General features: G+C 55.8%; 24 protein-coding genes and 1 riboswitch. Of the genes, 4 read left to right on the top strand and 20 right to left on the bottom strand.

Translation table 11 applies throughout. The annotated features are described in order from the left end of the window. Positions 1–2 precede the first annotated feature (2 nt). The 4 genes from ahcY to metK form a co-directional block, all read right to left on the bottom strand. Positions 3–1,415: an adenosylhomocysteinase gene (gene ahcY / locus NAT23_RS08845; RefSeq protein ID WP_433962197.1), complete on the bottom strand. Its 1,413-nt coding sequence runs from the start codon at positions 1,413–1,415 to the stop codon at positions 3–5. A gap of 16 nt (positions 1,416–1,431) precedes the next feature. Beyond that, a riboswitch (S-adenosyl-L-homocysteine riboswitch) is annotated at positions 1,432–1,507 on the bottom strand. Positions 1,508–1,770: 263 nt separating this feature from the next. After that, the gene (locus NAT23_RS08840; RefSeq protein WP_251927557.1) at positions 1,771–3,012 is read right to left on the bottom strand and encodes a cation:proton antiporter; all 1,242 of its coding nucleotides are present in this window, start codon (positions 3,010–3,012) and stop codon (positions 1,771–1,773) included. A 6-nt stretch (positions 3,013–3,018) separates the two neighbouring features. Continuing rightward, positions 3,019–4,035, bottom strand: coding sequence for a PTS sugar transporter subunit IIC (locus NAT23_RS08835; RefSeq protein ID WP_251927555.1), 1,017 nt, complete (start codon positions 4,033–4,035; stop codon positions 3,019–3,021). A 107-nt stretch (positions 4,036–4,142) separates the two neighbouring features. After that, positions 4,143–5,363: a methionine adenosyltransferase gene (metK, locus tag NAT23_RS08830; RefSeq protein WP_251927553.1), complete on the bottom strand. Its 1,221-nt coding sequence runs from the start codon at positions 5,361–5,363 to the stop codon at positions 4,143–4,145. Positions 5,364–5,726: 363 nt separating this feature from the next. On the opposite strand from metK, the gene tkt reads away from it, so the two are divergent. After that, positions 5,727–7,718, top strand: coding sequence for a transketolase (tkt, locus tag NAT23_RS08825; protein ID WP_251927551.1), 1,992 nt, complete (start codon positions 5,727–5,729; stop codon positions 7,716–7,718). Between the two features lie 86 nt (positions 7,719–7,804). On the opposite strand, the gene NAT23_RS08820 is transcribed toward tkt, so the two are convergent. Then, positions 7,805–8,857: a class I fructose-bisphosphate aldolase gene (locus tag NAT23_RS08820; RefSeq protein ID WP_251927549.1), complete on the bottom strand. Its 1,053-nt coding sequence runs from the start codon at positions 8,855–8,857 to the stop codon at positions 7,805–7,807. A 290-nt stretch (positions 8,858–9,147) separates the two neighbouring features. On the opposite strand from NAT23_RS08820, the gene NAT23_RS08815 reads away from it, so the two are divergent. Together NAT23_RS08815 and NAT23_RS08810 are read left to right on the top strand one after the other, a co-directional pair. After that, positions 9,148–10,167, top strand: a complete 1,020-nt coding sequence (locus NAT23_RS08815; RefSeq protein ID WP_251927548.1) for a type I glyceraldehyde-3-phosphate dehydrogenase — start codon at positions 9,148–9,150, stop codon at positions 10,165–10,167. 58 nt (positions 10,168–10,225) lie between these two features. Beyond that, positions 10,226–11,395: a phosphoglycerate kinase gene (locus tag NAT23_RS08810; RefSeq protein WP_251927545.1), complete on the top strand. Its 1,170-nt coding sequence runs from the start codon at positions 10,226–10,228 to the stop codon at positions 11,393–11,395. Between the two features lie 92 nt (positions 11,396–11,487). Here NAT23_RS08810 and NAT23_RS08805 read toward each other — a convergent pair whose 3' ends face one another. Together NAT23_RS08805 and NAT23_RS08800 are read right to left on the bottom strand one after the other, a co-directional pair. Then, positions 11,488–11,667, bottom strand: coding sequence for a hypothetical protein (locus NAT23_RS08805; RefSeq protein ID WP_251927543.1), 180 nt, complete (start codon positions 11,665–11,667; stop codon positions 11,488–11,490). Between the two features lie 437 nt (positions 11,668–12,104). Further along, positions 12,105–13,661, bottom strand: coding sequence for a DNA ligase (locus NAT23_RS08800; RefSeq protein ID WP_251927541.1), 1,557 nt, complete (start codon positions 13,659–13,661; stop codon positions 12,105–12,107). A 72-nt stretch (positions 13,662–13,733) separates the two neighbouring features. Between NAT23_RS08800 and NAT23_RS08795 the strand changes: the two genes are divergently transcribed. Beyond that, positions 13,734–14,036: a hypothetical protein gene (locus tag NAT23_RS08795; protein WP_251927538.1), complete on the top strand. Its 303-nt coding sequence runs from the start codon at positions 13,734–13,736 to the stop codon at positions 14,034–14,036. A gap of 81 nt (positions 14,037–14,117) precedes the next feature. Here NAT23_RS08795 and NAT23_RS08790 read toward each other — a convergent pair whose 3' ends face one another. The 13 genes from NAT23_RS08790 to mnmG all read right to left on the bottom strand — a co-directional run bounded on the left by NAT23_RS08790 (position 14,118) and on the right by mnmG (position 25,663). Beyond that, positions 14,118–14,537 (bottom strand): F0F1 ATP synthase subunit epsilon, encoded by a 420-nt coding sequence (locus tag NAT23_RS08790; RefSeq protein ID WP_251593501.1) that lies wholly within the window; start codon positions 14,535–14,537, stop codon positions 14,118–14,120. A gap of 27 nt (positions 14,538–14,564) precedes the next feature. After that, positions 14,565–15,941: a F0F1 ATP synthase subunit beta gene (gene atpD, locus NAT23_RS08785; RefSeq protein ID WP_251593499.1), complete on the bottom strand. Its 1,377-nt coding sequence runs from the start codon at positions 15,939–15,941 to the stop codon at positions 14,565–14,567. Between the two features lie 45 nt (positions 15,942–15,986). After that, positions 15,987–16,871, bottom strand: a complete 885-nt coding sequence (atpG, locus tag NAT23_RS08780) for a F0F1 ATP synthase subunit gamma (RefSeq protein WP_251927536.1) — start codon at positions 16,869–16,871, stop codon at positions 15,987–15,989. A 59-nt stretch (positions 16,872–16,930) separates the two neighbouring features. Next, positions 16,931–18,475: a F0F1 ATP synthase subunit alpha gene (gene atpA / locus NAT23_RS08775; RefSeq protein WP_251593495.1), complete on the bottom strand. Its 1,545-nt coding sequence runs from the start codon at positions 18,473–18,475 to the stop codon at positions 16,931–16,933. A 16-nt stretch (positions 18,476–18,491) separates the two neighbouring features. Continuing rightward, a complete protein-coding gene (locus NAT23_RS08770) occupies positions 18,492–19,028 on the bottom strand; it encodes a F0F1 ATP synthase subunit delta (RefSeq protein WP_251593494.1) in 537 nt (178 codons plus the stop codon). A gap of 11 nt (positions 19,029–19,039) precedes the next feature. Continuing rightward, complete coding sequence (locus NAT23_RS08765) at positions 19,040–19,510, bottom strand: F0F1 ATP synthase subunit B (protein WP_251593492.1); 471 nt, start codon at positions 19,508–19,510, stop codon at positions 19,040–19,042. Positions 19,511–19,574: 64 nt separating this feature from the next. Next, a complete protein-coding gene (atpE, locus tag NAT23_RS08760; protein ID WP_251593490.1) occupies positions 19,575–19,823 on the bottom strand; it encodes a F0F1 ATP synthase subunit C in 249 nt (82 codons plus the stop codon). 64 nt (positions 19,824–19,887) lie between these two features. Then, positions 19,888–20,754, bottom strand: a complete 867-nt coding sequence (atpB, locus tag NAT23_RS08755; protein ID WP_251927534.1) for a F0F1 ATP synthase subunit A — start codon at positions 20,752–20,754, stop codon at positions 19,888–19,890. 15 nt (positions 20,755–20,769) lie between these two features. Then, a complete protein-coding gene (locus NAT23_RS08750; RefSeq protein WP_286009988.1) occupies positions 20,770–21,168 on the bottom strand; it encodes an ATP synthase subunit I in 399 nt (132 codons plus the stop codon). Positions 21,169–21,375: 207 nt separating this feature from the next. Next, the gene (locus tag NAT23_RS08745) at positions 21,376–22,317 is read right to left on the bottom strand and encodes a ParB/RepB/Spo0J family partition protein (RefSeq protein WP_251927532.1); all 942 of its coding nucleotides are present in this window, start codon (positions 22,315–22,317) and stop codon (positions 21,376–21,378) included. A gap of 14 nt (positions 22,318–22,331) precedes the next feature. After that, positions 22,332–23,102 carry a ParA family protein gene (locus tag NAT23_RS08740; RefSeq protein ID WP_251927531.1) on the bottom strand — a complete coding sequence of 257 codons (771 nt, stop codon included), beginning with the start codon at positions 23,100–23,102 and terminating at the stop codon, positions 22,332–22,334. Positions 23,103–23,144: 42 nt separating this feature from the next. Further along, positions 23,145–23,774: a 16S rRNA (guanine(527)-N(7))-methyltransferase RsmG gene (gene rsmG, locus NAT23_RS08735; RefSeq protein WP_251927530.1), complete on the bottom strand. Its 630-nt coding sequence runs from the start codon at positions 23,772–23,774 to the stop codon at positions 23,145–23,147. Beyond that, positions 23,771–25,663, bottom strand: coding sequence for a tRNA uridine-5-carboxymethylaminomethyl(34) synthesis enzyme MnmG (mnmG, locus tag NAT23_RS08730; protein ID WP_251927529.1), 1,893 nt, complete (start codon positions 25,661–25,663; stop codon positions 23,771–23,773). The genes rsmG and mnmG overlap by 4 nt, the downstream gene beginning before the upstream one ends. Between the last annotated feature and the right edge of the window lie 456 nt (positions 25,664–26,119).

Genomic DNA, 26,119 nt, shown 5'->3' with positions numbered 1-26,119 from the left:
GATCAATAGCGGTACTCGTCCGGCTTGAACGGCCCTTCCTGCGGCACGCCCAGGTACTCGGACTGTTTGGCCGTCATCTTGGTCAGCACACCGCCGAAGCCTTCGACCATGTAACGTGCGACTTCCTCGTCGAGCTGCTTGGGCAGCACTTCGACCGTCAACCGCGCGCTGCGCTCGCTTTCCTCGAGGTCGGCGAACTTGCGCTCGTACAAGTGAATCTGCGCCAGCACCTGGTCGGCGAAGGAGCCGTCCATCACGCGAGACGGGTGACCGGTCGCGTTGCCCAGGTTGACCAGGCGCCCTTCGGAGAGCAGCAGCAGGTAGTCGTCGCTGGTCGGGTCGAAGTTGTCCTGCGAGCCGTCGCGGTAAATCTTGTGTACCTGCGGCTTCACTTCTTCCCAGCCCCAGTGCTTGCGCATGTAGGCGGTGTCGATTTCGTTATCGAAGTGACCGATGTTGCAGACGACCGCGCCTTTCTTGAGCGCCTTCAGCATGCCGGCGTCGCAGACATTGACGTTGCCGGTCGTGGTTACCACCAGATCGATCTTGCCGAGCAGGGTCGTATCGACCGCATCGTCACGTTCGGTGTTGGCGCCATCGACGTAGGGCGAGACAACTTCATAGCCGTCCATGCACGCCTGCATCGCACAGATCGGATCGATCTCGGAGACCTTGACGATCATGCCTTCCTGACGAAGCGAGGCCGCAGAGCCCTTGCCCACGTCACCGTAGCCGATCACCAGCGCCTGCTTGCCGGAGAGCAGATGGTCGAGCGCGCGCTTGATCGCATCGTTCAGCGAGTGGCGGCAGCCGTACTTGTTGTCATTCTTGGACTTGGTCACCGAGTCGTTGACGTTGATGGCCGGCACTTTCAGCGTGCCTTTCTTCATCATCTCGATCAGGCGGTGAACACCGGTGGTGGTTTCTTCACTGATACCGTGGATGGCGTCAAGCAGCTGCGGGTACTTGTCGTGCAGCAGTTCGGTCAGATCGCCACCGTCGTCCAGTACCATGTTGGGCTGCCAGCCATCGGGGCCTTCCACGGTCTGCTCGATGCACCACCAGAACTCGTCCTCGGTTTCGCCTTTCCAGGCAAAGACCGGGATGCCTGCCGCCGCGATGGCCGCTGCCGCCTGATCCTGGGTTGAAAAGATATTGCAGGAGGACCAGCGCACGCTCGCACCCAGCTCGATCAGTGTCTCGATCAACACCGCCGTCTGGATGGTCATGTGAATGCAGCCCGCGATCCGGGCGCCCGCGAGCGGCTGCTCGGCACGGTATTTCTCGCGAATTTTCATCAGCGCGGGCATTTCGGTTTCCGCGATGCGAATTTCGCGACGGCCCCAGTCGGCCAGCGACAGATCCGCGACCTTGAAATCACCGCCTTTGGTCGTGTCATACGCCATTGCGCACATACCTTTCTCCATTCTTAGCGAATGGGCGCCGTTGCCTCTTCATGAGCGCCCCTCGAGCCTCGCGGTCACCCGCTGCAGCGCCCCTCGAGCGGCACGTAATCAACCTGTCGACCGCCTGAATCCGTCAAAAGGTCCACAAGACGTCAGTATAACGAAGATGACTCGAATGCCGAACCGTCGGACTCGGCACCTGTTCACACGCCTAGTCCTTCTTTTCCATCTCTACTTCGCCTATCCCTGCTTCTTCGGCCATGAGGCAGCGGAGTTTAGATGATAAGCAATACGCAGTATCCCGCTGTGGATGATTTTCCCATGACACCGGCTGTGGATAGATCACATTGCCCGGGCCGCGCCGCTACTTGTGAGGCAGTACCGCCTTGACCAGTTTCCCGATCGTCAGACCCTGCACCAGAATCGAGAACAGCACGATGATGTAGGTGATGACCACAAGCGTTTCCCGGTACGGACTCTCGGGCAACCCCAGCGCCAGTGCCACCGAAATGCCACCGCGGAGCCCGCCCCAGGTGAGTACACGCGTCGTGCCCGCTCGAAAATCGAATGTCTTGCGCAACAGCGTGGTCGGAAGCCCGATGGTCAGAAAGCGCACGCACAGGATCAACGCAATCAAGGGCGCGGCAATCCAGAGGTAATCGAGTGTCAGCGGAATCAGTAAAAGCTCGAGGCCGATCAACACGAACAGAACCGCGTTCAGAATTTCATCGATCAGCTCCCAGAAGCCATCGACGTAACGACGGGTGTTATCGGACATCGCCCCGGTGCGGGCCATGTTGCCGATGATCAGCCCGGCCACCACCATCGCAATCGGGCCGGACACATGAAGGCTCGAGGCCAGGGCGTAGCCGCCGATCACCAGCGCCAGACTCAGCATCACCTCGACCTGATGCTGATCGATGCTTTTCATCAGGGAATAGACCAGCCCGCCAAGCGCCAGGCCAAATGCGATGCCGCCGCCGGCCTCTTCGAGAAACAGCAGACCAACGCCCGAGGGCGTGAGTGCATGGCTTGACGAGGCGCTCGCCGCGCCCAGAAGTGCGGTAAACACCACCACCGCAACGCCGTCATTGAACAGCGACTCCCCGACGATCTTGATTTCCATGTCGTCCGGTGCCCCGGCATTTCGCATGATGCCAAGCACCGCAATGGGGTCGGTCGGCGAAATCAGGGCACCGAAGGTCAGGCAGTAGAGATAAGGCACATCGACCCCGAACTGGGCAAACAGCCACCAGGCCGCCGACCCGATCGCCACCGTCGAGATAAGAACGCCAAAGGTCGCCAATAGCCCGATCGAATAGCGGTAGCGCTTGAGCTTGTCGAGATCAACGTGCAGGGCACCTGCAAACAGCAGAAACGACAGCATGCCGTCCATCAACAGGGCATTGAAGTTGATCTGGTTGAGCCAGAACTCGGCGTGATCGGTAATGGCGGTCATCCCGAAGTGATTGAGATTGACCAGCACCAGCGATAACGCAAACCCAATCACCATCACGCCGATGGTGGGCGGCAGCCGCAATACCTTGTAGTTGAACCAGAGAAAGAGCGCCGTGATGGAAATGAAAAGCGCGGCGATGTTCAACATGACCTTTTACTCGATCGATAAACGAAAATCGCCAGGGTGAATCCAGCCCTGACGGCGCATGAAAAGATAGCTTGCGAAGGCGATGAGTGCCGGGCCGAGCACACACAGTACCGCGATGCCTAAAAGCGATACACTTGAAACGCCCATCGTCTGAACCACCATGATTGGCCCGACCAGCCCACTGGTGCCCATGCCCGCACCGGCGGCGTTGCTGCTCAGCGAAAATACGGTCGTTCCCAGCGGCCCGAGCAGCGCCCCTGCAAGCGTCGGCGGCACGAGAATCAGCGGCTTGCGGGCGATATTGCCGATCATCAGCATCGATGTACCCAGCCCGAGCGCAAGCGCGGGCCCAACGCCGTTATCCCGATACCCGGCTGCTGCGAAGCCGATCATCTGTGCGGCACAGCCGACCGTGGCCGCACCGGCAGCCAACCCGTTCAGATCAAGCATGATCGCGATCGCCGCGCTCGAGATCGGCGCCGTCAGCGCAAGGCCCATGACGGTTGCAACGATTGCGCCCATCAGAATCGGGCGAAGCTCGGTGGCCCAACTGATTGTCTGCCCAAGCCCGGTCAGCGCCGAAGCGATGGGTGGCGCCACCAGCACCGAAACCAGATACCCAAGCACAAGCGTCACCAGCGGCGTAACCACGATGTCCAGTGGCGTTTCCTTGGCAACCAGCTTGCCTCCTTCGACCGCGACCAGTGTCGCGAGCAATGCGCCCGCCGGCCCGCCGAGCGCGGCGCCGAGGCCTCCGGTGACCAGCGCACTGTAAAGCACCAGCGGCGGCGCGCCGAGCGCATAGGCCACCGCCACGCCGATGGCCGCCCCCATCAGACCCATGGCGGTGGTACCAAGCGTCACCAACGCCTCGACGCCAAGCCCGTTACCCAGCGTCTTTAAAATCAACCCGATGATCAGCGAGGCAAAAAGCCCCAGCGCCATATGGCTCAAGCACGTGACACCGTAGAGCTTGAGCCCAGGCGTTACGCCCTTGCGTTGAGCGAAAGTCTTGAACGACACGCGTAATCCTCACTCGACGTCATCGAGCGCCAGGCGCTCATGAACAGGAAACCCACATGAAAAGACCCGAACGAAGTCGGGTCTTGGAAACGGCGTACAGCAATTGGTCAGAGGCCGGCGGCCGCCTTGAGATCATCAGCCTTGTCGACCTTTTCCCACGGGAAGGCCGTGAAGGTTTCGGTCTGGGCCTGGCCATTGACGTCGGTCCAGCTGTAGCTGTGCTCGAACGGCTCACGGCCAAAGTGACCGTAGGACGCTGTCAGCTGATACATCGGGTGCAGCAGATCGAGCATTCGCGTGATCGCAAACGGACGCAGGTCAAAGTGCTCGCGCACCAGCTCGATGATCCGGTCGTCGCCGATCTTGCCGGTGCCGAACGTATTGATCGAGACAGAGGTGGGCTCGGCCACACCGATGGCGTAGGAGACCTGAATCTCGCATTTGTCGGCCAGACCCGAGGCGACGACATTCTTGGCCACATATCGGCCAGCATAGGCCGCGCTGCGGTCGACCTTTGACGGATCCTTGCCGGAGAACGCTCCGCCGCCGTGACGCGCCATGCCGCCGTAGGTATCGACAATGATCTTGCGACCGGTCAGACCGCAGTCACCCACCGGGCCACCGATCACGAACTTGCCGGTCGGGTTGATGTGAAACTTGGTGGAATCAGTGATCCACTCGCTTGGCAGCACCTTGCGGATAATAAGCTCTTCCACCGCCTGGCGGAGCTCTTCCTGAGAAATGCCGTCGTCGTGCTGAGTGGACAGGACTACCGCATCAACCGCCACTGGCTTGCCATCGGCGCCGTAGCGAAAGGTCACCTGGCTCTTGGCGTCCGGACGCAGCCAAGAAAGCGTGCCGTTCTTTCGAAGCTCGGCCTGACGCTCGACCAGACGATGCGAGTAGTGGATCGGCGCCGGCATGTAGGACGGCGTTTCATTGGTGGCGTAGCCAAACATCAGGCCCTGATCGCCTGCGCCCTGATCTTCGGGCTTGGAACGATCAACCCCTTGGGCAATGTCCACACTCTGCTTGCCGATCAGGTTCAAGACGCCGCACGTCGCGCCGTCAAAGCCAACCGCGGAGGAGGTGTAGCCGATGTCGTTGATGACACGGCGCACCAGATCCTCAAGATCAACCCAGGCCGAGGTAGTGATCTCACCGGCAACAATCGCAACACCGGTCTTGACCAGTGTTTCGCACGCCACGCGGGCCTGCTTGTCGCGCGCGATCAGCGCGTCTAATACGGCGTCGGAAATCTGATCGGCTATCTTGTCAGGATGCCCTTCAGACACCGATTCGGAAGTAAACAGTGAGTATTCGCTCATGAAACGTCCTTGATCCTCACGTCCAGGAAGAAAAGACCGCTAGCAAACCGTTTTGCCGCGCGCGACTTTGTGAAAGATGAGCCAAAAAGTGTACACGCTGACCGATAACGTGCCTAGCGCGCGACACACACCTCGGTAACTCGGCCATACGTCGAGCAAGATCAAGGCTCTACGATCACCCTAACCTTCTGTTTTAAACGCAGGCGTTTAGTATCGAATGCGCCCCGGATTTGTGATCGAGGCGATCAAATCACACCGGCCTATCTCATACGGGGCTGAAACGCTATTCTGAGGGTTCGAAAGTCTTTGAACGGGAGAACCAGGCAGGTTCTTCTGATAATCACAAGCAGGAGCGTTAACGACATGTCATCTCGTCGCCAACTTGCCAATGCCCTTCGCGCCTTGTCCATGGATGCCGTACAGAAGGCAAACTCGGGCCATCCGGGCATGCCCATGGGTATGGCGGACATTGCCGAAGTTCTCTGGAACGATCACTTGAAGCACAACCCGGCCAACCCTGACTGGGAAGATCGCGACCGTTTCATTCTATCCAACGGCCACGGCTCGATGCTGCATTACGCATTGTTGCACCTGAGCGGCTACGACCTGCCGATGGAAGAGCTGAAAAACTTCCGCCAGCTCGGCTCCAAGACGCCAGGTCACCCTGAGCACGGCTACACGCCGGGCATCGAGACCACGACCGGGCCGCTGGGCCAAGGTCTGGCCAACGGTGTCGGCATGGCCGTAGCCGAGCGCACGCTTGCGGCACAGTTCAACCGTGACGGGTTCGACATCGTCAATCACCGCACCTGGGTCTTCGCGGGCGACGGTTGCCTAATGGAAGGCATCAGCCATGAAGCCTGCTCACTCGCGGGCACGTTGGGCCTTGGTAATCTGGTCGTGTTCTACGATGACAACGGCATCTCCATTGATGGCGAGGTCAAGGACTGGTTCACCGACGACACCGCCGGCCGCTTCCGCGCCTATGGCTGGCACGTCATCGACACCATCGATGGCCACGACCATGAGCAGATCAACCGAGCCATTGAAGAAGCAAAAGACGTTACCGACAAACCGACCCTGATCATCTGCAAGACCGTCATCGGCTTCGGCTCGCCCAACAAGGCCGGTAAGGAAGAATCTCACGGCGCCGCCCTCGGCGACGATGAGATCGTCGAAACCCGCAAGCAGCTTGGCTGGGAATACGGCCCCTTCGAGATCCCGGACGAGATCTACAGCGCATGGGATGCCCGCGAGCAGGGCCAGACGCTTGAAGACGAGTACAACCGTCAGATGGCCGAGTACGAGAAGGCCAACCCGGGACTGGCCCAAGAACTGAAGCGTCGCTATAGCGGTGAGCTGCCGCCTGACTTCGACGGTGACAAGATCATCAAACAGGCTCAGGAAAAACAGGAAAAGACCGCATCGCGCAAGGCGTCACTCGGCGTTCTCAACGAAGTCGGCCCGAACATGCCGGAACTCTTCGGCGGCAGTGCCGATCTCGCCCCCTCCAACCTGACGCTTTGGGAGGGTGCCAAGGCAATCCGCAAGGACGATTTCGACGGTAACTACCTGCACTACGGTGTACGTGAGTTCGGCATGGGTGCCATCGCCAACGGCATCGCGACCCACGGCGGTTTCGTGCCCTATGACGCGACCTTCCTGGTCTTCATGGAGTACATGCACAACGCCGTACGCATGTCTGCCCTGTCGCACACGCGCATCCTCCACGTTTTCACCCACGACTCCATTGGTCTTGGCGAAGACGGCCCGACGCACCAGCCGATCGAGCAGCTGGCGGATCTGCGTAACCTGCCGGGTCTGCACACCTGGCGCCCATGCGATGCTACCGAAACGGCTGCAGCCTGGGTCGAGGGACTCAAACGTGAAAAAGGCCCGACGGCACTGATCTTCTCGCGTCAGAACCTGGCCGGACAGGCCCGTAACGATGAGCAGTTGGCCAACATTCGCCGCGGTGGCTACGTCTTGAAGGATGCCGACGGCGGCGCGCCGGAGCTGATTCTGATCGCCACTGGTTCCGAAGTCGAAATCGCAATGGACGCCGCTCAAGCGCTCGAGGAAAAAGGCCGGAAGGTACGCGTGGTCTCCATGCCTTGTACCACGCTATTCGATGAGCAGGACGCCGAGTATCGCAACGCCGTTCTACCGAACGACGTGCGCAAGCGTCTGGCGATCGAAGCCGCAATTCCCTCGACTTGGTACAAGTACGTCGGCCTGGACGGCGATGTAATCGGCATGACCAGCTATGGCGAATCCGGCAAGGCCGAAGACCTGTTCAAGCATTTCGGCTTTACCGTCGACAATGTCATCAAGCGTGCCGAAGCGTTGAGCTAATCAACTCATCGAATTCGGACATGAAAAAGCCCGGCATCTGCCGGGCTTTTTTTGATCACGCACTTCGTATCCGAACGATGAAGCGATCAGGCGATCGTTACATCGTTTGACAGATAGACGTCCTGAATGGAGTTCAGGAGCTGAACCCCTTCCTTGAACGGCTTCTGGAACGCTTTACGACCGGAGATCAGACCCATGCCGCCCGCGCGCTTGTTGATGACCGCAGTACGTACGGCTTCGCCAAGATCAGATGCGCCCTTGGAACCGCCGCCTGAGTTGATCAGCCCTGCACGGCCCATGTAGGCGTTGGCAACCTGATAGCGGGCCAGATCGATCGGGTGATCCGAAGTCAGCTCGCTATAAACCTTGTCGTGGGTGTGACCAAAGCCGACTGCCGTGTAGCCACCGTTATTTTCAGGAAGCTTCTGCTTGACGATGTCGGCCTTGATGGTCGCGGCCAAATGTACGGCCTGGCTGCTCAGATCGGAAGACACGTGGTAGTCGGTGCCGTCTTTCTTGAACGCCGGGTTACGCAGGTAAGACCACAGTACGGTGACCATGCCAAGCTCATGCGCACGCTCGAAGGCTTCGCTGATTTCGGTGATCTGACGACGGCTTTCCGGCGATCCGTAATAGATGGTGGCACCCACCGCAGCACAGCCCATGCGATGAGCCTGTTCGACCTGCGCAAACAGCGTCTGGTCGTAGATGGCCGGGTAGGTCAGCGTTTCGTTATGGTTCAGCTTGACCATCATCGGAATCTTGTGTGCATAGCGGCGCGAGACGCTGGACAGAACACCCAGAGTGGAAGCGACGCAGCTGCATCCGCCTTCGATGGCGAGCTCGACGATGTTTTTCGGATCGAAGTACATCGGGTTGGGTGCGAAAGAGGCGCCTGCGGAATGCTCAATGCCCTGATCGATCGGCAGCATGCTGACGTAACCGGTGCCGGCAAGGCGGCCTGTATTGAACAGTGCCTGCATGTTGCGCAATACGTGCGGGCTGCGATCGCTGTCTGACATGACGCGATCGATGTAATCGTGTCCAGGCAGATAGAGGTCTTCTTTCTTGAAACCGGTACAGGTGTGATTCAGCAAATGATCGGCTTCGTCACCCAGCAGCTTCGCAATATCGGTCATTGATGCTACTCCTTGGCTTTTGATAGGGAACATGCCTTTACGGTCATGCTCATTGGGCACTCGGGCCCACTCTCTCGATTATTGTCCGACGGTCCATCGCGCACGGTTGAGCGCTACCTTACACACTACGTGCGGCACACTATCATGCAGGAGTGACCAATGATCGTGTGAACGCCCTCTCTTTATACAAAAGTAGAATACGATACAGTGCCAGCGCGACATTTCGAGCCGATACCTCTGCCGACAACTGCGTTACCATGCGTATTTACCGCCATCATGACGACAGACACATGCGCTATAGAATCGCCATAAACGGGTACGGCCGCATCGGGCGCAGTGTCTTGCGGGCGCTGTTTGAAAATAGGCTCGATGACCGCTTCGAAGTGGTCGCGATCAACGATCTGGCCGCACCGGACACCCTAGCCTACCTTACCCGCTTCGACTCGACCCACGGACGGTTTCCAGGAAGCGTTGAGCTCGAGAACAGCGCGTTGATGATCGATGATCACCCTCCGATTCGACTTCTCAGGGAGCCATCCGTGACGCTGCTGCCCTGGGCGTCTGAGAGCATCGATCTGGTCTTTGAGTGTTCGGGCTATTCAAGCACCCGTGAGTACGGCGAACAGCACTTGGCCGCCGGCGCCGGAAAGCTGCTCTTTTCGAATCCGGCCCGCGATGATGTAGATGCCACGATTATCGATGGCGTCAACCATGACACGCTCATGCCTGACGCCCGTATTGTCTCGACCGGCTCGTGTACCACCAATGCGCTTATTCCAATTCTGACCGAGCTTGATCGAGCGTTCGGCATCGCCCATGGCGTCACGACCACCATGCATTCGGCCATGAATGACCAGCCGGTAATCGATGCTGCCAATGGCAACGATCTTCGCCGCACCCGCTCGGCCTTGAGTTCGATGGTGCCGATCTCGACAAGCCTTGATATTGGCATCGCCCGGCTCATGCCTCATCTCGCCGGCCGCTTCGAGTGCCTTCATATTCGTGTACCGACGATCAACGTCTCCATGATCGATATGGCCATCACGCTTGAAAGCGATGTCGATACAGCCGCCATCAATGCCTGCCTTGAGCAGGCTGCTCGCACCCACTTGAAGGGCCGTCTAGGCTTTACCGACGAACCCGTGGCCTCAATCGATTTCAACCATGACACGCGCTCAAGTATTGTGGATGGCACCCAGACACGCGTGGCCGGCAAGCGCCTGGTCAAACTGGTCTGCTGGTTCGATAACGAGTGGGGCTATGCCAACCGTATGCTGGATGTCGCACAACGCTGGGTAGACCTATGTTGATCAACTGCCCTTCAATCAAGCCGTTTGATTCATCGCAATAAAAGAGGAGTACACCGTAATGGATGTTCGCAAGATGAGTGATCTGTCTCTGGACGGACAGCGTGTATTGATTCGCCAAGACCTGAACGTTCCGGTCAAGGACGGTCGAGTGACGTCGGATGCTCGCATTCAGGCAAGCCTTCCAACCATCAAGGCTGCTCTTGAGCAAAACGCGCGTGTCATGTTGATGAGCCATCTGGGTCGCCCGACAGAGGGCTCTCCGGAAGACGAGTTTTCAATGGCGCCGGTGGCAAACCGACTCAGCGAACTGCTGGGCGTGACTGTACGTCTTGAAAAGGACTACATGAACGGTGAGCCGCTGAATATCGAGGCAGGAGAAGTCGTTCTTTTGGAAAACGTGCGGTTCAACACAGGCGAAAAGAAGGACGACGAGGCGCTTTCGAAAGCCTACGCGGCCCTGTGTGATATCTACGTGATGGACGCCTTTGGTACGGCCCATCGTGCTCAGGCATCTACGCATGGCGTGGCACGTCATGCGCCGACAGCCTGTGCCGGCCCACTGCTTGCGAAGGAACTGGACGCACTCGAGAAGGCCCTGTCTCATCCCAACCGCCCCATGGTTGCAATCGTTGGTGGCTCAAAGGTCTCCAGCAAGCTGGATGTGCTCGTTGCCTTATCCGAAAAATGCGATCAGCTGATCGTTGGCGGCGGCATTGCCAATACCTTTATCGCTGCAGCGGGCTATAACGTCGGTAAATCTCTGCATGAAGCAGATCTTATCGATCAAGCCAAGGCTCTGATGGACAAGGTCAGCGTGCCGCTGCCGGAAGATGTGGTCGTTGCAAAAGAGTTTTCGGAAAGCGCCGAAGCCACTACCAAGCTTCTGAACGAACTCGACGATGATGACATGATTTTGGATGTAGGCCCCAAAACGGCAGCAAGCTTTGCGGCAACGCTCAAGGAAGCGGGCACAATTCTTTGGAACGGTCCGGTCGGTGTGTTTGAAATCGAACAGTTCGGCCACGGAACCAAAGCAATGTCTGAAGCGGTCGCTGAAAGCAACGCATTTTCCATTGCAGGCGGCGGAGACACGCTGGCTGCCATCGATAAATACGGGGTATCCAACGATATTTCCTATATTTCAACTGGTGGCGGTGCATTTCTAGAGTACGTCGAAGGCAAGGAGCTTCCAGCCGTTCAGGCGCTTAAAGCCGCGGCTAAAAGCTGAGGGGTTGGTAAGCTCTTCTACCATAGAAAACGGGCGCTCCACTGGAGCGCCCGTTTTGGCATTACTGCTTAAAAGAAGGTTAATGAGCCTATCTAGGCAGCATCGCGATGATTGAAGAAGCTTGGCTGTACGTCTGCCTGGTCCGCCGGATGGCTTACCGCGTACGCCAGCTGCTCTTCACGCTCACTTGTACGGCCCGATACCATCATTGCTCCAGCCATGAACAGGATAAGAAGGGCATAGAGCGCGCCGCCAACGATCAACAGTGTCATAATTATTTCTCCTCAGCCTAGTCTTAGGGCTATTAATAGTGGAGCCACCGCTTTCGGATCGAAGTAGTCCATCAGGCCGCACGTTCCTATGCGCTAATGCCGCTGTTTTCACAGCCCTGCCTGGAATTACCCGTTAACTTCTTGATCTTGAGCCAGTTTCATCGACAAGAAAATCGGCTGAAAATGGGTTTCTTTAACACCCTACCGTTATCTTTCTATGAATCTATATTGGCAAAAGCATGACTACATGCAGCACTACTTTAGTCACTCGATACATAAAAACACATTACCTATTAGTATGATAAAAGTACTAACTTTTACTTACAAAGCTAAAAAAGCTTTGCCATCTCTATAAAACTATTAAATTTCAATAATTTATTTTTAAAAACCATCAGAAATAGGTCGATCTTTTCATTTAGGCTAATGCTCTATTGAACCTAATGTAACAGTTCGTTCGCTGACAACCCCACTAAACGCTTACCTTCTGAAACATTAGAGAAGTTTTTTTCCGAGGATAAACCGCTGATGCCCAGGGCCTTAAGCCATTCTGACCGGCTTGGCGCTGACTTTTCCTTAAATATTGTTACTAAACGCGAGGCACGGCGTTTAGAAATGCCCGCTTCTATCAAGGTGTCGTACTCGAAATACATCCAGTCATCTAACCGCGTCACCAGTCCATGTTCGATCAGTGACACCCACGTCTTTTTACCAATACCGCGCATATCAAGCCCTTTTACTGAAGATAGCCATACCAATCTCGCCAGGAATTGCTGCATGCAGTGAGCGCTCAAGGTTAGACAGGAGGTCTCGTGGTAGCGGCGCTCATCGGGCGCTTCAGTCGTTGGTTTACTACCTGTAAGCAGCACTGAGTCGAGGACAGGAATCACATTGCCCGCTAAGCGGATCGTAATGACCGCGCCGGGTCCGATGCCGCTTTCCTTCCATCGCGTTACGGAACCGAGGCTTATGCGAGCAATTGATCGATCATCTAAAAGAGTAGGCTTTATAGTAACTACGGGGGTGATTCGGCCGGTGCGTCCGACGGTAAATTCAACACTCTCGACCGTCGTGAGGCTTTTTAATGCCGGGTATTTCCATGCACGCGCACGATCCACAGAGGGCGAAAGAAACGTTTTGTGCAAAACGACCCCATCGGTTGCAAAAGGAAGCCCGGTATTCCACCAATGAGCTCTAAACTCAGCAACGTCCTTAATATCAAATACATCATGGGTAAAGCGTGAACTGGTAGTGAATCCCCACTGGCGAAGCGTGGCTAAACGGTCTTCAAGGGAGGCATCCGACACCAGACGCCATGCGAAAAAACCGATCTTCTCCTGAACGGAAGGTGATAGTGAGGATTGGTTCATCCAACCAACAATCTCGCGCCTTGCGCCTTTTGTACCAAGCTTTTGAACATGCTGATGGCGCTTTGAATAAAGCTCCCCCTGAATGATTACGCTTGAATCAAAGGGACGAGGCAGCATTAATGGAACGGCAGCACCCGATGAAAGCTTATCGCGCCACTCTTGGCCGCGCTGGCCATCTCCTCGACTGATGATATGGGCAAGTGCGCCCTGCTTATAGACCAGTGTTACCGCAACACCATCTACCTTGGGCTGGACATAGAGCTTTTGATCGGACGCCGCTATCCAGCGTTGTAACTCGTGGGCATCGCGAACTTTCTTGAGCCCTGTCTGCACATACGGATGGCGAACGCGTTCTTCTATAGGGGGTTGGCCGGATACTGGGGCCTCGGATACCAATGCCTCTTCTCCAGTCGTTTTTGAACACTGCGCAAGCTGGTGACGCGCACTGTCATAGACGTCGTCACTTACAACGCGTCTTCCCTGTTCATGGTAGGCCTTGCGCCAGTTCTCGACGTTTTCACGAAGGATGCTTAACGTCTCTGGTTGAGAGCACGCCACTCTCTCGGACGACCAGGCAAAAACCGGCAGTATCCACCATAATGAAACAATCAAAATCGTAGTACGCATGAACCGTTCCATAAGCAAGTAACTTATTTAACGGCCAAGGATATTCAAGTTTCACTGACAAGGACGCACACTATGAGTACGAGAACAATCGAGTGGGATTCCCCGGAACATGAAGGTGTCACTGAGCACTATGACGATCTTTATTTTCTGAAAAAGAAGCCTTCAGAAGGAAGCATTGTTACTGCACGCTACAAGAGCACCAATGTCCGACTGAAAGTCGTCGAACGCCAGGGGGATTCAACATCGGTCGCCGAAGTCATTAGCGTCAACTCTACTGATGCAACCAATAACGGCGTCGACCTTCATGTGGGAGAGCACGTGCTGCTGCCCGATGATAAGCGTGCCTTTGTGAGCGGAAGCGACGAAGACGAGTAACCGCATTAATGGATTGATTCCATGAAAAAAGGCTTCCCGAACGGGAAGCCTTTTTTTAGTCGAACTGAGCAGTCGTGAGCGTTAGCTTCGTCTGCGCAGTTGATGAAGCGCACGCAGTTTGGCACTTGCTTCAGCAAACTGTGCCAAAGCGATAGAGTGCTGCTCGGCAGATTCATGCTCGCTAAGCTCACGCTGAGCTTCTTCACGAGCGCGTTCCGCTTCGGCTTCATCAATATCACGAGCGCGCATCGCCGTATCGGCCAGAAGAGAAACCACGTCTGGCTGGATTTCAAGAAATCCGCCGGAGACATAGTAAACTTCTTCGCGACCGTCTTCACGTATGACACGTACTGGGCCAGGCGCTAACTCGGTCAACAACGGCGCATGACCCGGGCGGATACCGAGATCGCCTTCGGTGCCGGCGGCAATGACCTGCTCGGCGTCGCCAGAAAAGATACTCTTTTCAGCACTCACGATATCGCAATGGATCTTCGTAGCCATATTGATGTCCTCTAGCCAGGCACTGGCTTACTTCATGTTTTTGGCTTTCTCGATCGCTTCATCCATGGTGCCGACCATGTAGAACGCCTGCTCAGGCATATCGTCATAATCGCCATTGAGGATGCCCTGGAAGCCACGAATGGTTTCTTTCAGCGAAACGTACTTACCAGGTGCGCCGGTAAAGACTTCAGCAACGAAGAACGGCTGCGACAAGAAGCGCTGGATCTTACGCGCACGCGCAACGACCTGCTTATCTTCATCGGAAAGCTCGTCCATACCCAGGATCGCGATGATGTCCTTGAGCTCTTTATAGCGCTGCAGAACACCCTGGACCTGACGCGCGATACCGTAGTGCTCCTCACCCACAACCAGCGGATCGAGCTGACGCGAGGTGGAATCCAGCGGATCAACGGCCGGGTAGATACCAAGCTCGGCGATCTGACGGGAAAGTACGACAGTCGCATCAAGGTGCGCGAACGTGGTCGCCGGCGATGGGTCAGTCAAGTCATCCGCAGGAACATAAACGGCCTGAACAGACGTGATCGAGCCCGTCTTGGTCGAGGTGATACGTTCCTGAAGCTGGCCCATCTCTTCAGCCAGAGTCGGCTGATAACCTACGGCCGACGGCATACGACCAAGCAGTGCCGATACTTCGGTACCTGCCAGGGTATAGCGGTAGATGTTGTCGACGAACAACAGAACGTCGCGGCCTTCGTCACGGAATTTCTCAGCAACGGTCAGACCGGTCAGAGCGACACGAAGGCGGTTTCCGGGCGGCTCGTTCATCTGGCCATAAACCAGTGACACCTTGTCCAGAACGTTGGATTCCGACATCTCGTGATAGAAGTCGTTACCCTCACGTGTACGCTCACCGACACCTGCAAAAACCGAGTAACCGCTGTGCTCGATAGCGATGTTACGGATCAACTCCATCATGTTGACCGTTTTACCAACACCGGCACCACCGAACAGACCGACCTTACCACCCTTGGCGAACGGGCAGACCAGGTCGATAACCTTGATACCGGTCTCGAGCAGCTCGCTCGATGACGACTGCTCGGCATAACTCGGCGCTGCGCGGTGGATCGGCATGCGCTCTTCTTCGCCGATATCGCCGGCTTCGTCGATCGGCTGACCCAAAACGTTCATGATGCGGCCGAGCGTCTTGGTACCAACCGGTACTGAAATCGGTGAACCGGTGTTCTTGATTTCGAGACCGCGCTTAAGGCCTTCGGTGGAGCCCATCGCGATGGCGCGAACCGTGCCGTCACCCAGCTGCTGCTGGACTTCGAGAACTGTTTCGCTGTTCAAGACTTCTAATGCGTCGTAGACCTTGGGCACATTGTCCCTCGGAAACTCGACGTCAATCACCGCACCGATGATTTGTACGATACGTCCGTTCATCTTGTTTCCTCTTAAACCTGCTTAAAAACCTGTAGACCCCAACCGTTAAACGGCGGCTGCGCCGCTCACGATCTCGGAGATTTCCTGTGTGATCGCTGCCTGACGAGCCTTGTTGTATTCCAACTGCAGCTCATCGATCATGTTGCCTGCGTTATCTGTCGCGTTCTTCATGGCGATCATTCGAGCAGCCTGCTCACAGGCAATGTTTTCCACGACGGCCTGATAGACCTGGGATTCGACATAGCGCACAAGCAGTTTATCGAGCAACGCCTTTGCGTCCGGCTCGTACAGGTAATCCCACAATGCGCGCTCACGAGTATCGGAGGCGTCATCGTTCGCGGGCTCGTCCACCGTAAGAGGCAACAACTGACGGACGATGGGTTTTTGGGTCATGGTATTGACGAATTCGTTGCAGACGACGTTGAGTCGATCCAATTCGCCGTTATCAAAAGCATCCAGCATGACCTTAACGCTACCAATCAGATCCTGGGTGGTAGGCGCGTCACCGACTCCGGTCTTGGCCGCCAATAGCTCACTGGCATTGTACTTGCGGAAGAAGGTACTGCCCTTGCTACCTACGGTGCAAAAGCGTACTTCCGCGCCCTGATCACGCCACTGCTTCACGTCACGCATGACCGTTTTAAGCAAATTGACGTTCAAGCCACCACACAGTCCGCGATCGGATGTCACGACGATGTAACCAACACGCTGCACATCTCGAGGCTGCATGTAGGGGTGGTGGTACTCAGGGTTAGCCTTGGACACATGGCCAACGACCTTTCGAATCTGGCGGGCATAAGGCTGACTGGCTGCCATGCGATCTTGCGCCTTACGCATTTTAGACGCAGCAACCATTTCCATGGCACTGGTAATCTTCTGCGTATTCTTGACGCTCCCGATCTGGGATTTAATCTCTTTTCCGGCTGCCATAGCGTTATCCTATTCGAGCAACTTTGGAAAGAACCCGCAGGGCGGGTTCTCTCGAGTCGTTAGTAGCTCTGGGTCGACTTGAAACCTTCGACGCCCGACTTGAGGCCCTGCTGGATTTCGTCATCATATCCACCTTTCTCGTCAATCTTGGCAAGAAGGCTTGAATGCTGAGATTTCATGTACTCAAGCAGCGCACGTTCGAAGTCCAGAACCTTGTCGACGGGCACGTCTTCAAGGAAGCCTTCGTTGGCGGCATAAAGCGACACAGCCATCTCAGAAACAGACATGGGAGAGTACTGTTTCTGTTTCATGAGTTCAGTTACGCGCTGACCATGCTCAAGCTGCTTACGTGTCGCTTCGTCAAGATCGGAGGCGAACTGAGAAAACGCGGCCAGTTCGCGATACTGAGCCAGTGCCAGACGCACACCGCCACCCAGTTTCTTGATGATCTTGGTCTGGGCCGAGCCACCGACACGCGATACGGAGAGACCCGCGTTGATCGCCGGACGAACGCCCGAGTTGAAGAGGTTGGTTTCCAAGAAGATCTGACCGTCGGTGATCGAGATCACGTTGGTCGGAACGAACGCGGAAACGTCACCGCCCTGGGTTTCGATGATCGGCAGCGCCGTCAGAGAACCAGTCTTGCCCTTGACTTTACCGTCGGTGAACTTCTCAACGTACTCTACGTTAACGCGAGCAGCGCGCTCGAGCAGACGAGAGTGGAGATAGAACACATCACCCGGATAGGCTTCACGGCCCGGCGGGCGCTTGAGCAGCAGCGAAATCTGGCGGTATGCCCATGCCTGTTTGGTCAGATCGTCATAAACGATCAGGCCGTCTTCGCCACGATCACGGAAGTATTCGCCCATGGTGCAGCCGGCGTAAGGCGCCAGGAACTGCATCGCGGCCGGATCGGCAGCGCCAGCGACAACAATGATCGTGTGCTCCATCGCACCGTGCTCTTCGAGCTTACGAACGATGTTGGCGATCGTGGACTGCTTCTGACCAACGGCTACATAGACGCACGTAACGCCTTTGCCTTTCTGGTTGATGATGGCATCGATCGCGATCGCCGACTTACCGATCTGGCGGTCACCGATGATCAACTCACGCTGACCACGACCGATCGGCACCATGGCGTCGATCGCTTTCAAACCGGTCTGCACCGGCTGGTCAACGCCCTGACGCGTGATAACGCCCGGCGCGACCTTTTCAACCGCGTCGGTTTCAGTGGTCTTGAGATCGCCCTTGCCGTCAATCGGGTTACCGAGTGCGTCCACAACGCGACCGACAAGCTCCTTGCCGACCGGCACTTCAAGAATGCGGCCGGTACATTTACCTGTCATACCTTCCTGAAGGCTCAGGTAATCGCCGAGCACAACAACGCCAACGCTGTCACGCTCGAGGTTCAATGCCATACCGAAGACGTCGCCGGGAAACTCGATCATTTCACCAAACATGACGTCGTTCAGGCCATGCATCTGGATGATGCCGTCTGCCACGCTGACGATCGTGCCTTCATTGCGCGCTTCGGCATCAACGTTCAGGTTTTCGATGCGACTTTTGATAACGTCGCTAATTTCGGAAGGATTCAGTTGCTGCATGCCATGTCCCTCGAACTCAGATATTCAAAGTGCTTGCTAGTTTGGCCAGTCGACCCCGCACGGAACCGTCGATAACGGTATCCCCTGCGTGAATGACGACACCGCCCAGCAGCGACTTGTCTACCTGAGTAGTAATAGAGATTTCGCGGTTCAAACGCTTTTTAAGCGCGCTTGCCAACGTGTTCTTTTGCTCGTCATCCAACGGATACGCTGAGATGATGACCACATCGATACGCTGCTCATACTCGGCACGTTCGTGCTCGAACAGTTCAGCGATTTCGGGTAATAACGCAAGGCGCCCTTGCTGAGCCAAGACATGAATGAAATTCCTGGCACGCTCCTCGAGATCATTACCGCAAACGTCGATCAAAAGCTCCGCTTTCTCTTCACGGGACTTGCGTGGGTCATGCAGAATCTCGTGAATCTTGTCTTCCAACGTGACGCTGGCGACCGTGGTCAGCATGGCTGACCACTGATCCAGGCTTGCGGACTCCCGGGCCAAATCAAATGCGGCCTTGGCATAGGGACGAGCAAGTTGTGACGTATCAGCCATGTGGCCTCCCCTTAGAGTTCAGCCGCGAGCTTGTTCAGCATTTCGCGATGCGACTGTTCGTCTACAGAGGATTCCAACACGCGCTCTGCACCAGCGATCGCCAAGGCAGATACCTGGGACCGCAAATCTTCCTTGGCACGATTGATTTCCTGCTCGATCTCGCTTCGTGCATTGGCAACCATTCGTTCGCCTTCGGCACGCGCCTGTTCACGAGCTTCTTCAATCATCTGATTGGATCGTGTACGTGCCTGTTCAAGAATCTTTGCAGCTTCGTCCCGGCTTTCGCGCAAGGTCTGCTCAGCTTGCTGGTTCGCCTCTTCGAGCTTTTGCTCGGCGTGGCTCGCCGCGTTCAGACCATCTTCGATTTTCTTCTGGCGCTCATAAAGTGCTTTGGTGACCGGCGGCCACACGTACTTCATGCAAAACCAGACGAAAACGGCGAAGGCGATGGACTGACCGATAATGGTTAGGTTCAGGTTCACGCCAGTACCTCTCGCTTCGTTTATAGGGTGAGTGACTTTCCGATGGCCTTAGGCCCCGGTGCCATTAGCCCGTAAACGGGTTAGCGAAGGTGAAGAACAGGCCGATACCGACACCGATCATGGAAACAGCGTCCAGAAGACCAGCGACGATGAACATTTTGACCTGAAGCTGCGGGATCATTTCCGGCTGACGTGCTGCGCCTTCGAGGAACTTACCGCCCAGAAGACCGAAGCCAATGGCAGTACCGAGTGCGCCCAGGCCGATCAAAAGAGAAACGGCGATAGCAGTCATACCGAGAATTAATGGATCCATGGTTACTCTCCAAAGTTGTGAATCGTCAGTGATGGTTTAAGGGTTAACGGTTATCCGATCAACGTCAGTGTTCTTCACTTGCCTGGCTGAGATACACGATCGTCAGCATCATGAAGATGAAGGCCTGAAGTACGATGATCAGAATGTGGAATGTTGCCCAGGCAAAGTGCAATGGCAGCTGCCAAAGTCCCAGAAGGGCAATAAGGATGAAGATCAACTCACCCGCATACAGGTTACCGAACAGACGCAGCGCCAGTGATACAGGCTTCGCGAGCAGAGTAACCAGTTCCAGCAACAGATTGACCGGGATCAGGATCAGTTGCGCCAATTTGTTCGAGCTGGAAAAAGGATGAAGCGTTAGCTCACCGATGAATCCGGAAAGCCCTTTCATGCGAATGGAGTAATAGATGATCAGTGCAAAAACGCTCAAGGACATGCCGAAGGTGGCGTTAATGTCTGTAGTCGGTACGATGCGGAAGAATACATGATGCGGATCCGCCCCGAAGAAATCGGTGCCAATGCGCTTGGCAAGCTCTGGAATCCAGTCAACAGGCACCAAATCCAGTAGGTTCATCAGGAAAATCCAGCAGAAGATAGTCAGCGACAAAGGCGCAATCAATTTGCTCTTGCCGTGGAACGTTTCCTTGACGGAGCTGTCAACAAATTCGACAAGCATTTCCACCATGTTCTGAAGGCCGCTGGGAACACCAGTGCTTGCCGCTTTTGCCGCCTTGCGGAAAACGAAAAGAAAAACCACGCCGCAGATAATTGACCATAGCATGGTGTCTACATGGATGGCCCAGAACCCCATATCCGCTGCTTGCTGCGCGTTATGAGCAAATGACAAGCCATTATCGGGATGATAGCCGAATGTCAGATTCTGAAGATGGTGTTGAATATAGCCCGATGAGGTCGGATTACTGCCTGCCATAACTCTGCCTCGGTTCTAGGGCGACGTAGTGCGCTTCACCAGTAAGGGACTTAACCAGTGAACGCCCAGTGCCGCCACGTATGCGCAAAAAAAATAAGCTGGGTTTGAGGGCGGCACTGCAGCGAAGATCAAGATGAACAACGCCACCGTCAAACCGAACTTACCGGCTTCTGCACGGTAGAAGTTGGTCATGATTTGTCGAGCATGTCGCGCGCCCTGAAGTCTGAATGCACGCCATGCAAAGTAGAAACCGGGCAAGAGACAGACCAGGCCGCCCTTAAGCGACGATAGTGCACCTGATGCACCATGTGTCCATCCACTCACGCCGATCATGAGTACGACGACTGCTATTTGTACTGCCAGGAGACGAACGACTATCGGTCGTCTGATCGCAGCGGGTTGTTGATTCGCCATGTCGTCGATGCTCGGTTACTAAGGCCCAGTGCACTTACCTTGCATCCAATGGGCAAAGCTCGGCGGATTATAAGAGAGCGGCGTCAGTGCTTCAATGCAAAAGGGCCTAAATTCCGTGATTTTTCGTTCGGTTACCACCAAAGTCCATCAATCTCCAAAACCTTGCCCCGAAATCCCTTTTGTCAATTAAGGCCGCCTTAAAACACCTTATTTTATGTGCGACAAAATGCCATCAAGCTCATCAAGGCTTGAGTAGCGGATCGTCAGTCGGCCCTTGCCAGTCTTGCCATGATTGATTTGCACGGCCGCGCCCAACAGATCCCCCAACTGCCCTTCCAGTTTCTTGACGTCAGATGAGCCCGGCGCTTCCTGTGTAGCCTGTGGTTTCGAGTCGGCCTGGATGCGCTTGACCAGCTCCTCGGTCTGCCGAACGGTCAGGCCGCGAGCCACTACATCTCTGGCCGCGTGACGCTGCTTTAGTCCCTTGAGCGCTAACAGCGCCCGGGCATGCCCCATATCCAGATCCCCTCGCTCTAGGAGCATCTGAACCTCGTCATCAAGGGCCAAAAGCCTCAATAGATTGGCGATTTGTGCTCGGGAACGCCCCACGGCATGAGCAGCCTGCTGCTGTGTCAGTTCGAACTCATCGATCAAACGCTTGAGTGCGACCGCCTCTTCGATGACATTGAGGTTTTCCCGCTGGATGTTTTCGATCAGCGCCATTGCAAGCGCCGTTTCATCATCCATGCTGCGCACAATGGCAGGAATCACGTTTAGCTCGGCGAGCTGAGCAGCCCGCCAGCGCCGCTCTCCAGCAATGATTTCGTAGTTGACCGCGCCGCGGTCGGTGACCGGGCGCACGACAATCGGCTGCATCACACCCTGAGCACGGATGGAATCGGCCAGTTCCTCAAGTCGTTCAGGTTGAATATCGCGTCGCGGTTGGTATTTGCCACGGCGCAACTGATTGACCGGGATAGATGTCAATGTATCGCCCTGGTCGCCGGTATCGGAGGCGGTTTCTTCAACGGGGGTCAACAAGGGCGTTGAGGCGTCGTGTTCCAGAGGGGCCTGCATTTGAGAGCGTTGTTTGGCACCGGAACCGATAAGGGCATCCAAACCTCTGCCTAGACCGCGCTTACGTGTCATTGGAATTCCTCACGTCAAAGCGAAAGACGACGACTTAATTCTTTGGCAAGCACGCGATAGGCATGGCTGCCTCGCGATAGCTTGGCGTACTTGGTAACGGGCAGACCATGGCTTGGCGCCTCGGCGACCCGGACATTTCGAGGGATGGCGGTCTTGAAGAGCGCCTCTCCAAAATAGTCCGACAGCTGTTTGCTGACATCGCGCGTCAAACTGTTCCGATTATCGAACATGGTCCGGATGATGCCGTAGATCTCAAGTGTCGGATTCACGCTGTCGCGAATCTGTTCGACGGTATCCAAAAGCGCAGAAAGGCCTTCAAGGGCATAAAATTCGCATTGGAGGGGAATCAGAACGCCATGGGAGGCCGTCAGCGCATTGACCGTGAGCATGTTCAACGACGGTGGACAGTCGATCAAGATCACATCGTACTCGTCGGCAACCTCGCCAAGTGCGCCATCAAGGCGCCGTTCTCGGCCCTGCTGATCAAGCAGATCCACTTCGGCTGCGGTCAGGTCACCGTTACCGGGAAGAACGTCGTAGCCTGCTTCTTCTGCAGAAACGATCACGTCCTTCGCCTGGCGTTCTCCCAGAAGAACATCCAACACGCTACCAGCACTGAGGTCGTGCTTATCGATGCCACTGCCCATGGTGGCATGTCCCTGCGGATCCAGATCCACCAACAGAATACGGTGCTTCAATCCGGCAAGTCCGGCCGCCAGATTAACCGCCGTAGTGGTCTTGCCGACACCGCCTTTCTGGTTGGTTAGGGCAATGATGTGGGACACGTTTACATTCCTTATTGACAGGCCGATCTGCACGCACGGTGGTCAGGCCGATAATTGACGCACCCGGATCAAGTGGCGTTGCCCTGATTCGTTCGGCACGTTCAGTTCGATCGTCTCGATCAGCTCGATGCCCAAAGGAAGTTCGTCGGGCTCAGAGTCCAGCCGCCCTTTCATCGCAAGCCATTCTCCGTCGGCTGCAAGCAGATGCTGACTCGTCTCGGTGAACTGACTCAACGTGGAAAACGCGCGACTGATGATCTGATCGAACCCCTGTTCGGGGTGGTACTGCTCAAGACGCTCGTGCACGGGTTCGACGTTTTCAAGACCCAGAGTCCGGCAGGCATGCTGCTGAAAGCGCACCTTCTTGCCATTACCGTCAAGCAGCGTTACCTGAAGCTCCGGTCGGGCGATGGCCAAAAGGATACCGGGGATGCCTGCGCCTGAACCCACATCGAGCACACCAGGCCCTTTCACCCAGGGCAGCACGCTGAGGCTATCCAGTACATGACGCGACACCATCTGGTCAGGGTCTCGTACGGCGGTGAGGTTATAAGCCCTATTCCACTTATGCAACAAGGCCACGAATTCACTCATTTGCTCGATGGCCTCGCTCGATAGCGGACAGCCCATCGCATCAATGCCTTGCTCAAGCCGAGTCTTGATGCTGGTCATGCCGACCGTTCCTGAGACGTTGCCACCAAACCGTGCTTTTTTAGATGCACCAGCAGAAGGGATACGGCCGCGGGCGTCACGCCTGAAATTCGGCTGGCCTGAGCGAGGGTCTCGGGACGGGCGGCGTCAAGCTTTTGTCGGATTTCGTTCGATAGCCCGTCGATACGGGTGTAATCAAGCGATGCCGGCAGAGTCATGGACTCGTGTCGACGCAGTTTGTCGATGTCCTGTTGCTGGCGAACGATGTAGCCCTCGTATTTCGCCTGGATCTGCACCTGCTCGATGACGGCTTCATCCTCGAGCTGTTCGCCGGTAACCGACGCCACATCGTGGTAGTCGAGTTCGGGGCGTTTCAAGAGATCAATAAGCCGATATTCGCGAGGCAGTGTACCGATTTTGGGTTCAAGCTGTTTGGCCTGGTCACTGCCTGCCTGGACCCAGGTCGATGCCAGACGCTCGGTTTCCGCTTCCATTTGTGCCCGCTTCTGCTCGAATCGGGTGAACCGGGTGTCATCGACAAGCCCTAGCTCACGGCCGATTGGTGTCAGTCGAAGATCGGCGTTGTCTTCACGAAGCAGCAAACGATACTCGGCGCGCGAGGTGAACATCCGATAAGGCTCTTGAGTCCCCATGCGGATCAGATCATCAACCATCACACCGAGATACGCTTCATCTCGGCGTGGCGTCCACGCGTCCTTGCCCTGGGCACGCCGTGCAGCATTCAAACCCGCCAGAAGTCCCTGCGCGCCGGCTTCTTCGTAGCCCGTAGTGCCGTTGATTTGACCGGCAAAATACAGGTTGTCGATGAACTTCGTTTCCAGCGAGTGCTTCAAGTCGCGGGGGTCGAAGAAATCATACTCGATGGCGTAGCCGGGACGCGTGATGTGCGCGTTTTCCAATCCCTCGATGGAGCGCACCAGTGCCAGCTGCACATCGAAGGGTAACGACGTCGAAATACCGTTCGGATAGAGCTCATGGGTATCGAGCCCTTCGGGTTCCAGAAAGATCTGGTGGCTCGTCTTGTCAGCAAATCGATGGATCTTGTCTTCGATCGACGGACAGTACCTCGGCCCTACGCTTTCGATGCTGCCCGAGTACATCGGAGAGCGGTCCAGATTCTTACGAATGATGTCGTGAGTGCGCTCATTGGTGTAGGCAATGTGGCAGCTGACCTGAGCCGGATGTTGATTCCGCGAGGCCATGTAGGACATGACTGGGACGGGTGTATCGCCCGGTTGCTCGGCAAGCCTTGAGAAATCCACGGTACGGGCGTCGATTCTGGGCGGCGTGCCTGTCTTGAGACGACCGACGTTGAACGGTAATGCTCTGAGTCGTTGTGCCAGTGCATTGGCTGGAGGGTCGCCCGCGCGCCCCCCGGTTTGACGCTCCATACCGATATGGATAATGCCGCCTAGGAAGGTCCCGGTGCAGAGCACAACGGTTTGACTTGTAAACCGAATGCCGCCGCTGGTCACAACGCCTTTGACACTTCCGCTTTCAACGATCAGGTCATCGGCAGCTTGTTGAAATAGCGTCAGATTCTCTTGGTTTTCCAGCATATGCCGGATTGCTGCCTTGTAACGCACTCGATCGGCCTGAACGCGCGTTGCACGAACAGCAGGGCCCTTGCGTGCGTTCAGTACACGAAACTGGATACCCCCTTGATCCGTGGCAAGTCCCATGGCGCCACCGAGCGCATCGATTTCCTTGACCAGGTGGCTTTTTCCGATGCCCCCGATAGCAGGATTGCAGGACATCTGTCCGAGCGTCTCGATGTTGTGTGTCAGAAGTAGGGTTTTGGATCCTGTACGAGCGGCGGCAAGTGCGGCTTCGGTTCCTGCATGGCCACCGCCGATGATGATGACATCAAAGCGGTCCGGATAATCCACGGCGCGACCTCGTCAATACGAATGGGAGTGGGGATAACTGTGTACCTGAATAACGCGCATTATAACGTCCCTGTGTGTAACCGTCAGTCTTTTCCACACCTTCCTGGCTCTACGTCTGAACGACCTTTCTATTAAATATAAAGAGAATTATATAAAGAAGTTTTGTAGTGGTTGTGATTGTAGGGGACGCTATTTCTTGTGGTTAACTCCCCTTTTTACCCACATAACAATGGATTAGACTGTTCAAAATGAGGCAAAAAACTGCGTTAAGCCCTGGTGAAGACGTTCTAATAAGTTGTGTATGAGTTGCCGTTTCATCCACAGGAAAATTGTCCACGTGTTTATCAACGTGCACATACCATGTCTGTTACCAGGGTTTTCAAGAATTACGAGTATCCTGAAATCGGGGCTGCATCGCCTGTATGGCGCGGGAAATACGAAACACGCCTGAAAAGT

Origin of the sequence: Larsenimonas salina (genome assembly GCF_023736155.1) — a bacterium.
GTDB lineage: Bacteria > Pseudomonadota > Gammaproteobacteria > Pseudomonadales > Halomonadaceae > Larsenimonas > Larsenimonas salina.
The sequence above is the reverse complement of the archived record's forward strand: the minus strand, read 5'-3'. Positions and strand labels throughout refer to the sequence as shown.

What these genes read in the sequence shown, in the direction of transcription:
- ahcY (WP_433962197.1), bottom strand. Translation starts at nt 1,415, where the DNA reads ATGTGCGCAATGGCGTATGACACGACCAAAGGCGGTGATTTCAAGGTC.
- NAT23_RS08840 (WP_251927557.1), bottom strand. Translation starts at nt 3,012, where the DNA reads ATGTTGAACATCGCCGCGCTTTTCATTTCCATCACGGCGCTCTTTCTC.
- metK (WP_251927553.1), bottom strand. Translation starts at nt 5,363, where the DNA reads ATGAGCGAATACTCACTGTTTACTTCCGAATCGGTGTCTGAAGGGCAT.
- tkt (WP_251927551.1), top strand. Translation starts at nt 5,727, where the DNA reads ATGTCATCTCGTCGCCAACTTGCCAATGCCCTTCGCGCCTTGTCCATG.
- NAT23_RS08820 (WP_251927549.1), bottom strand. Translation starts at nt 8,857, where the DNA reads ATGACCGATATTGCGAAGCTGCTGGGTGACGAAGCCGATCATTTGCTG.
- NAT23_RS08815 (WP_251927548.1), top strand. Translation starts at nt 9,148, where the DNA reads ATGCGCTATAGAATCGCCATAAACGGGTACGGCCGCATCGGGCGCAGT.
- NAT23_RS08810 (WP_251927545.1), top strand. Translation starts at nt 10,226, where the DNA reads ATGGATGTTCGCAAGATGAGTGATCTGTCTCTGGACGGACAGCGTGTA.
- NAT23_RS08805 (WP_251927543.1), bottom strand. Translation starts at nt 11,667, where the DNA reads ATGACACTGTTGATCGTTGGCGGCGCGCTCTATGCCCTTCTTATCCTG.
- NAT23_RS08800 (WP_251927541.1), bottom strand. Translation starts at nt 13,661, where the DNA reads ATGCGTACTACGATTTTGATTGTTTCATTATGGTGGATACTGCCGGTT.
- NAT23_RS08795 (WP_251927538.1), top strand. Translation starts at nt 13,734, where the DNA reads ATGAGTACGAGAACAATCGAGTGGGATTCCCCGGAACATGAAGGTGTC.
- NAT23_RS08790 (WP_251593501.1), bottom strand. Translation starts at nt 14,537, where the DNA reads ATGGCTACGAAGATCCATTGCGATATCGTGAGTGCTGAAAAGAGTATC.
- atpD (WP_251593499.1), bottom strand. Translation starts at nt 15,941, where the DNA reads ATGAACGGACGTATCGTACAAATCATCGGTGCGGTGATTGACGTCGAG.
- atpG (WP_251927536.1), bottom strand. Translation starts at nt 16,871, where the DNA reads ATGGCAGCCGGAAAAGAGATTAAATCCCAGATCGGGAGCGTCAAGAAT.
- atpA (WP_251593495.1), bottom strand. Translation starts at nt 18,475, where the DNA reads ATGCAGCAACTGAATCCTTCCGAAATTAGCGACGTTATCAAAAGTCGC.
- NAT23_RS08770 (WP_251593494.1), bottom strand. Translation starts at nt 19,028, where the DNA reads ATGGCTGATACGTCACAACTTGCTCGTCCCTATGCCAAGGCCGCATTT.
- atpE (WP_251593490.1), bottom strand. Translation starts at nt 19,823, where the DNA reads ATGGATCCATTAATTCTCGGTATGACTGCTATCGCCGTTTCTCTTTTG.
- atpB (WP_251927534.1), bottom strand. Translation starts at nt 20,754, where the DNA reads ATGGCAGGCAGTAATCCGACCTCATCGGGCTATATTCAACACCATCTT.
- NAT23_RS08750 (WP_286009988.1), bottom strand. Translation starts at nt 21,168, where the DNA reads ATGGCGAATCAACAACCCGCTGCGATCAGACGACCGATAGTCGTTCGT.
- NAT23_RS08745 (WP_251927532.1), bottom strand. Translation starts at nt 22,317, where the DNA reads ATGACACGTAAGCGCGGTCTAGGCAGAGGTTTGGATGCCCTTATCGGT.
- rsmG (WP_251927530.1), bottom strand. Translation starts at nt 23,774, where the DNA reads ATGACCAGCATCAAGACTCGGCTTGAGCAAGGCATTGATGCGATGGGC.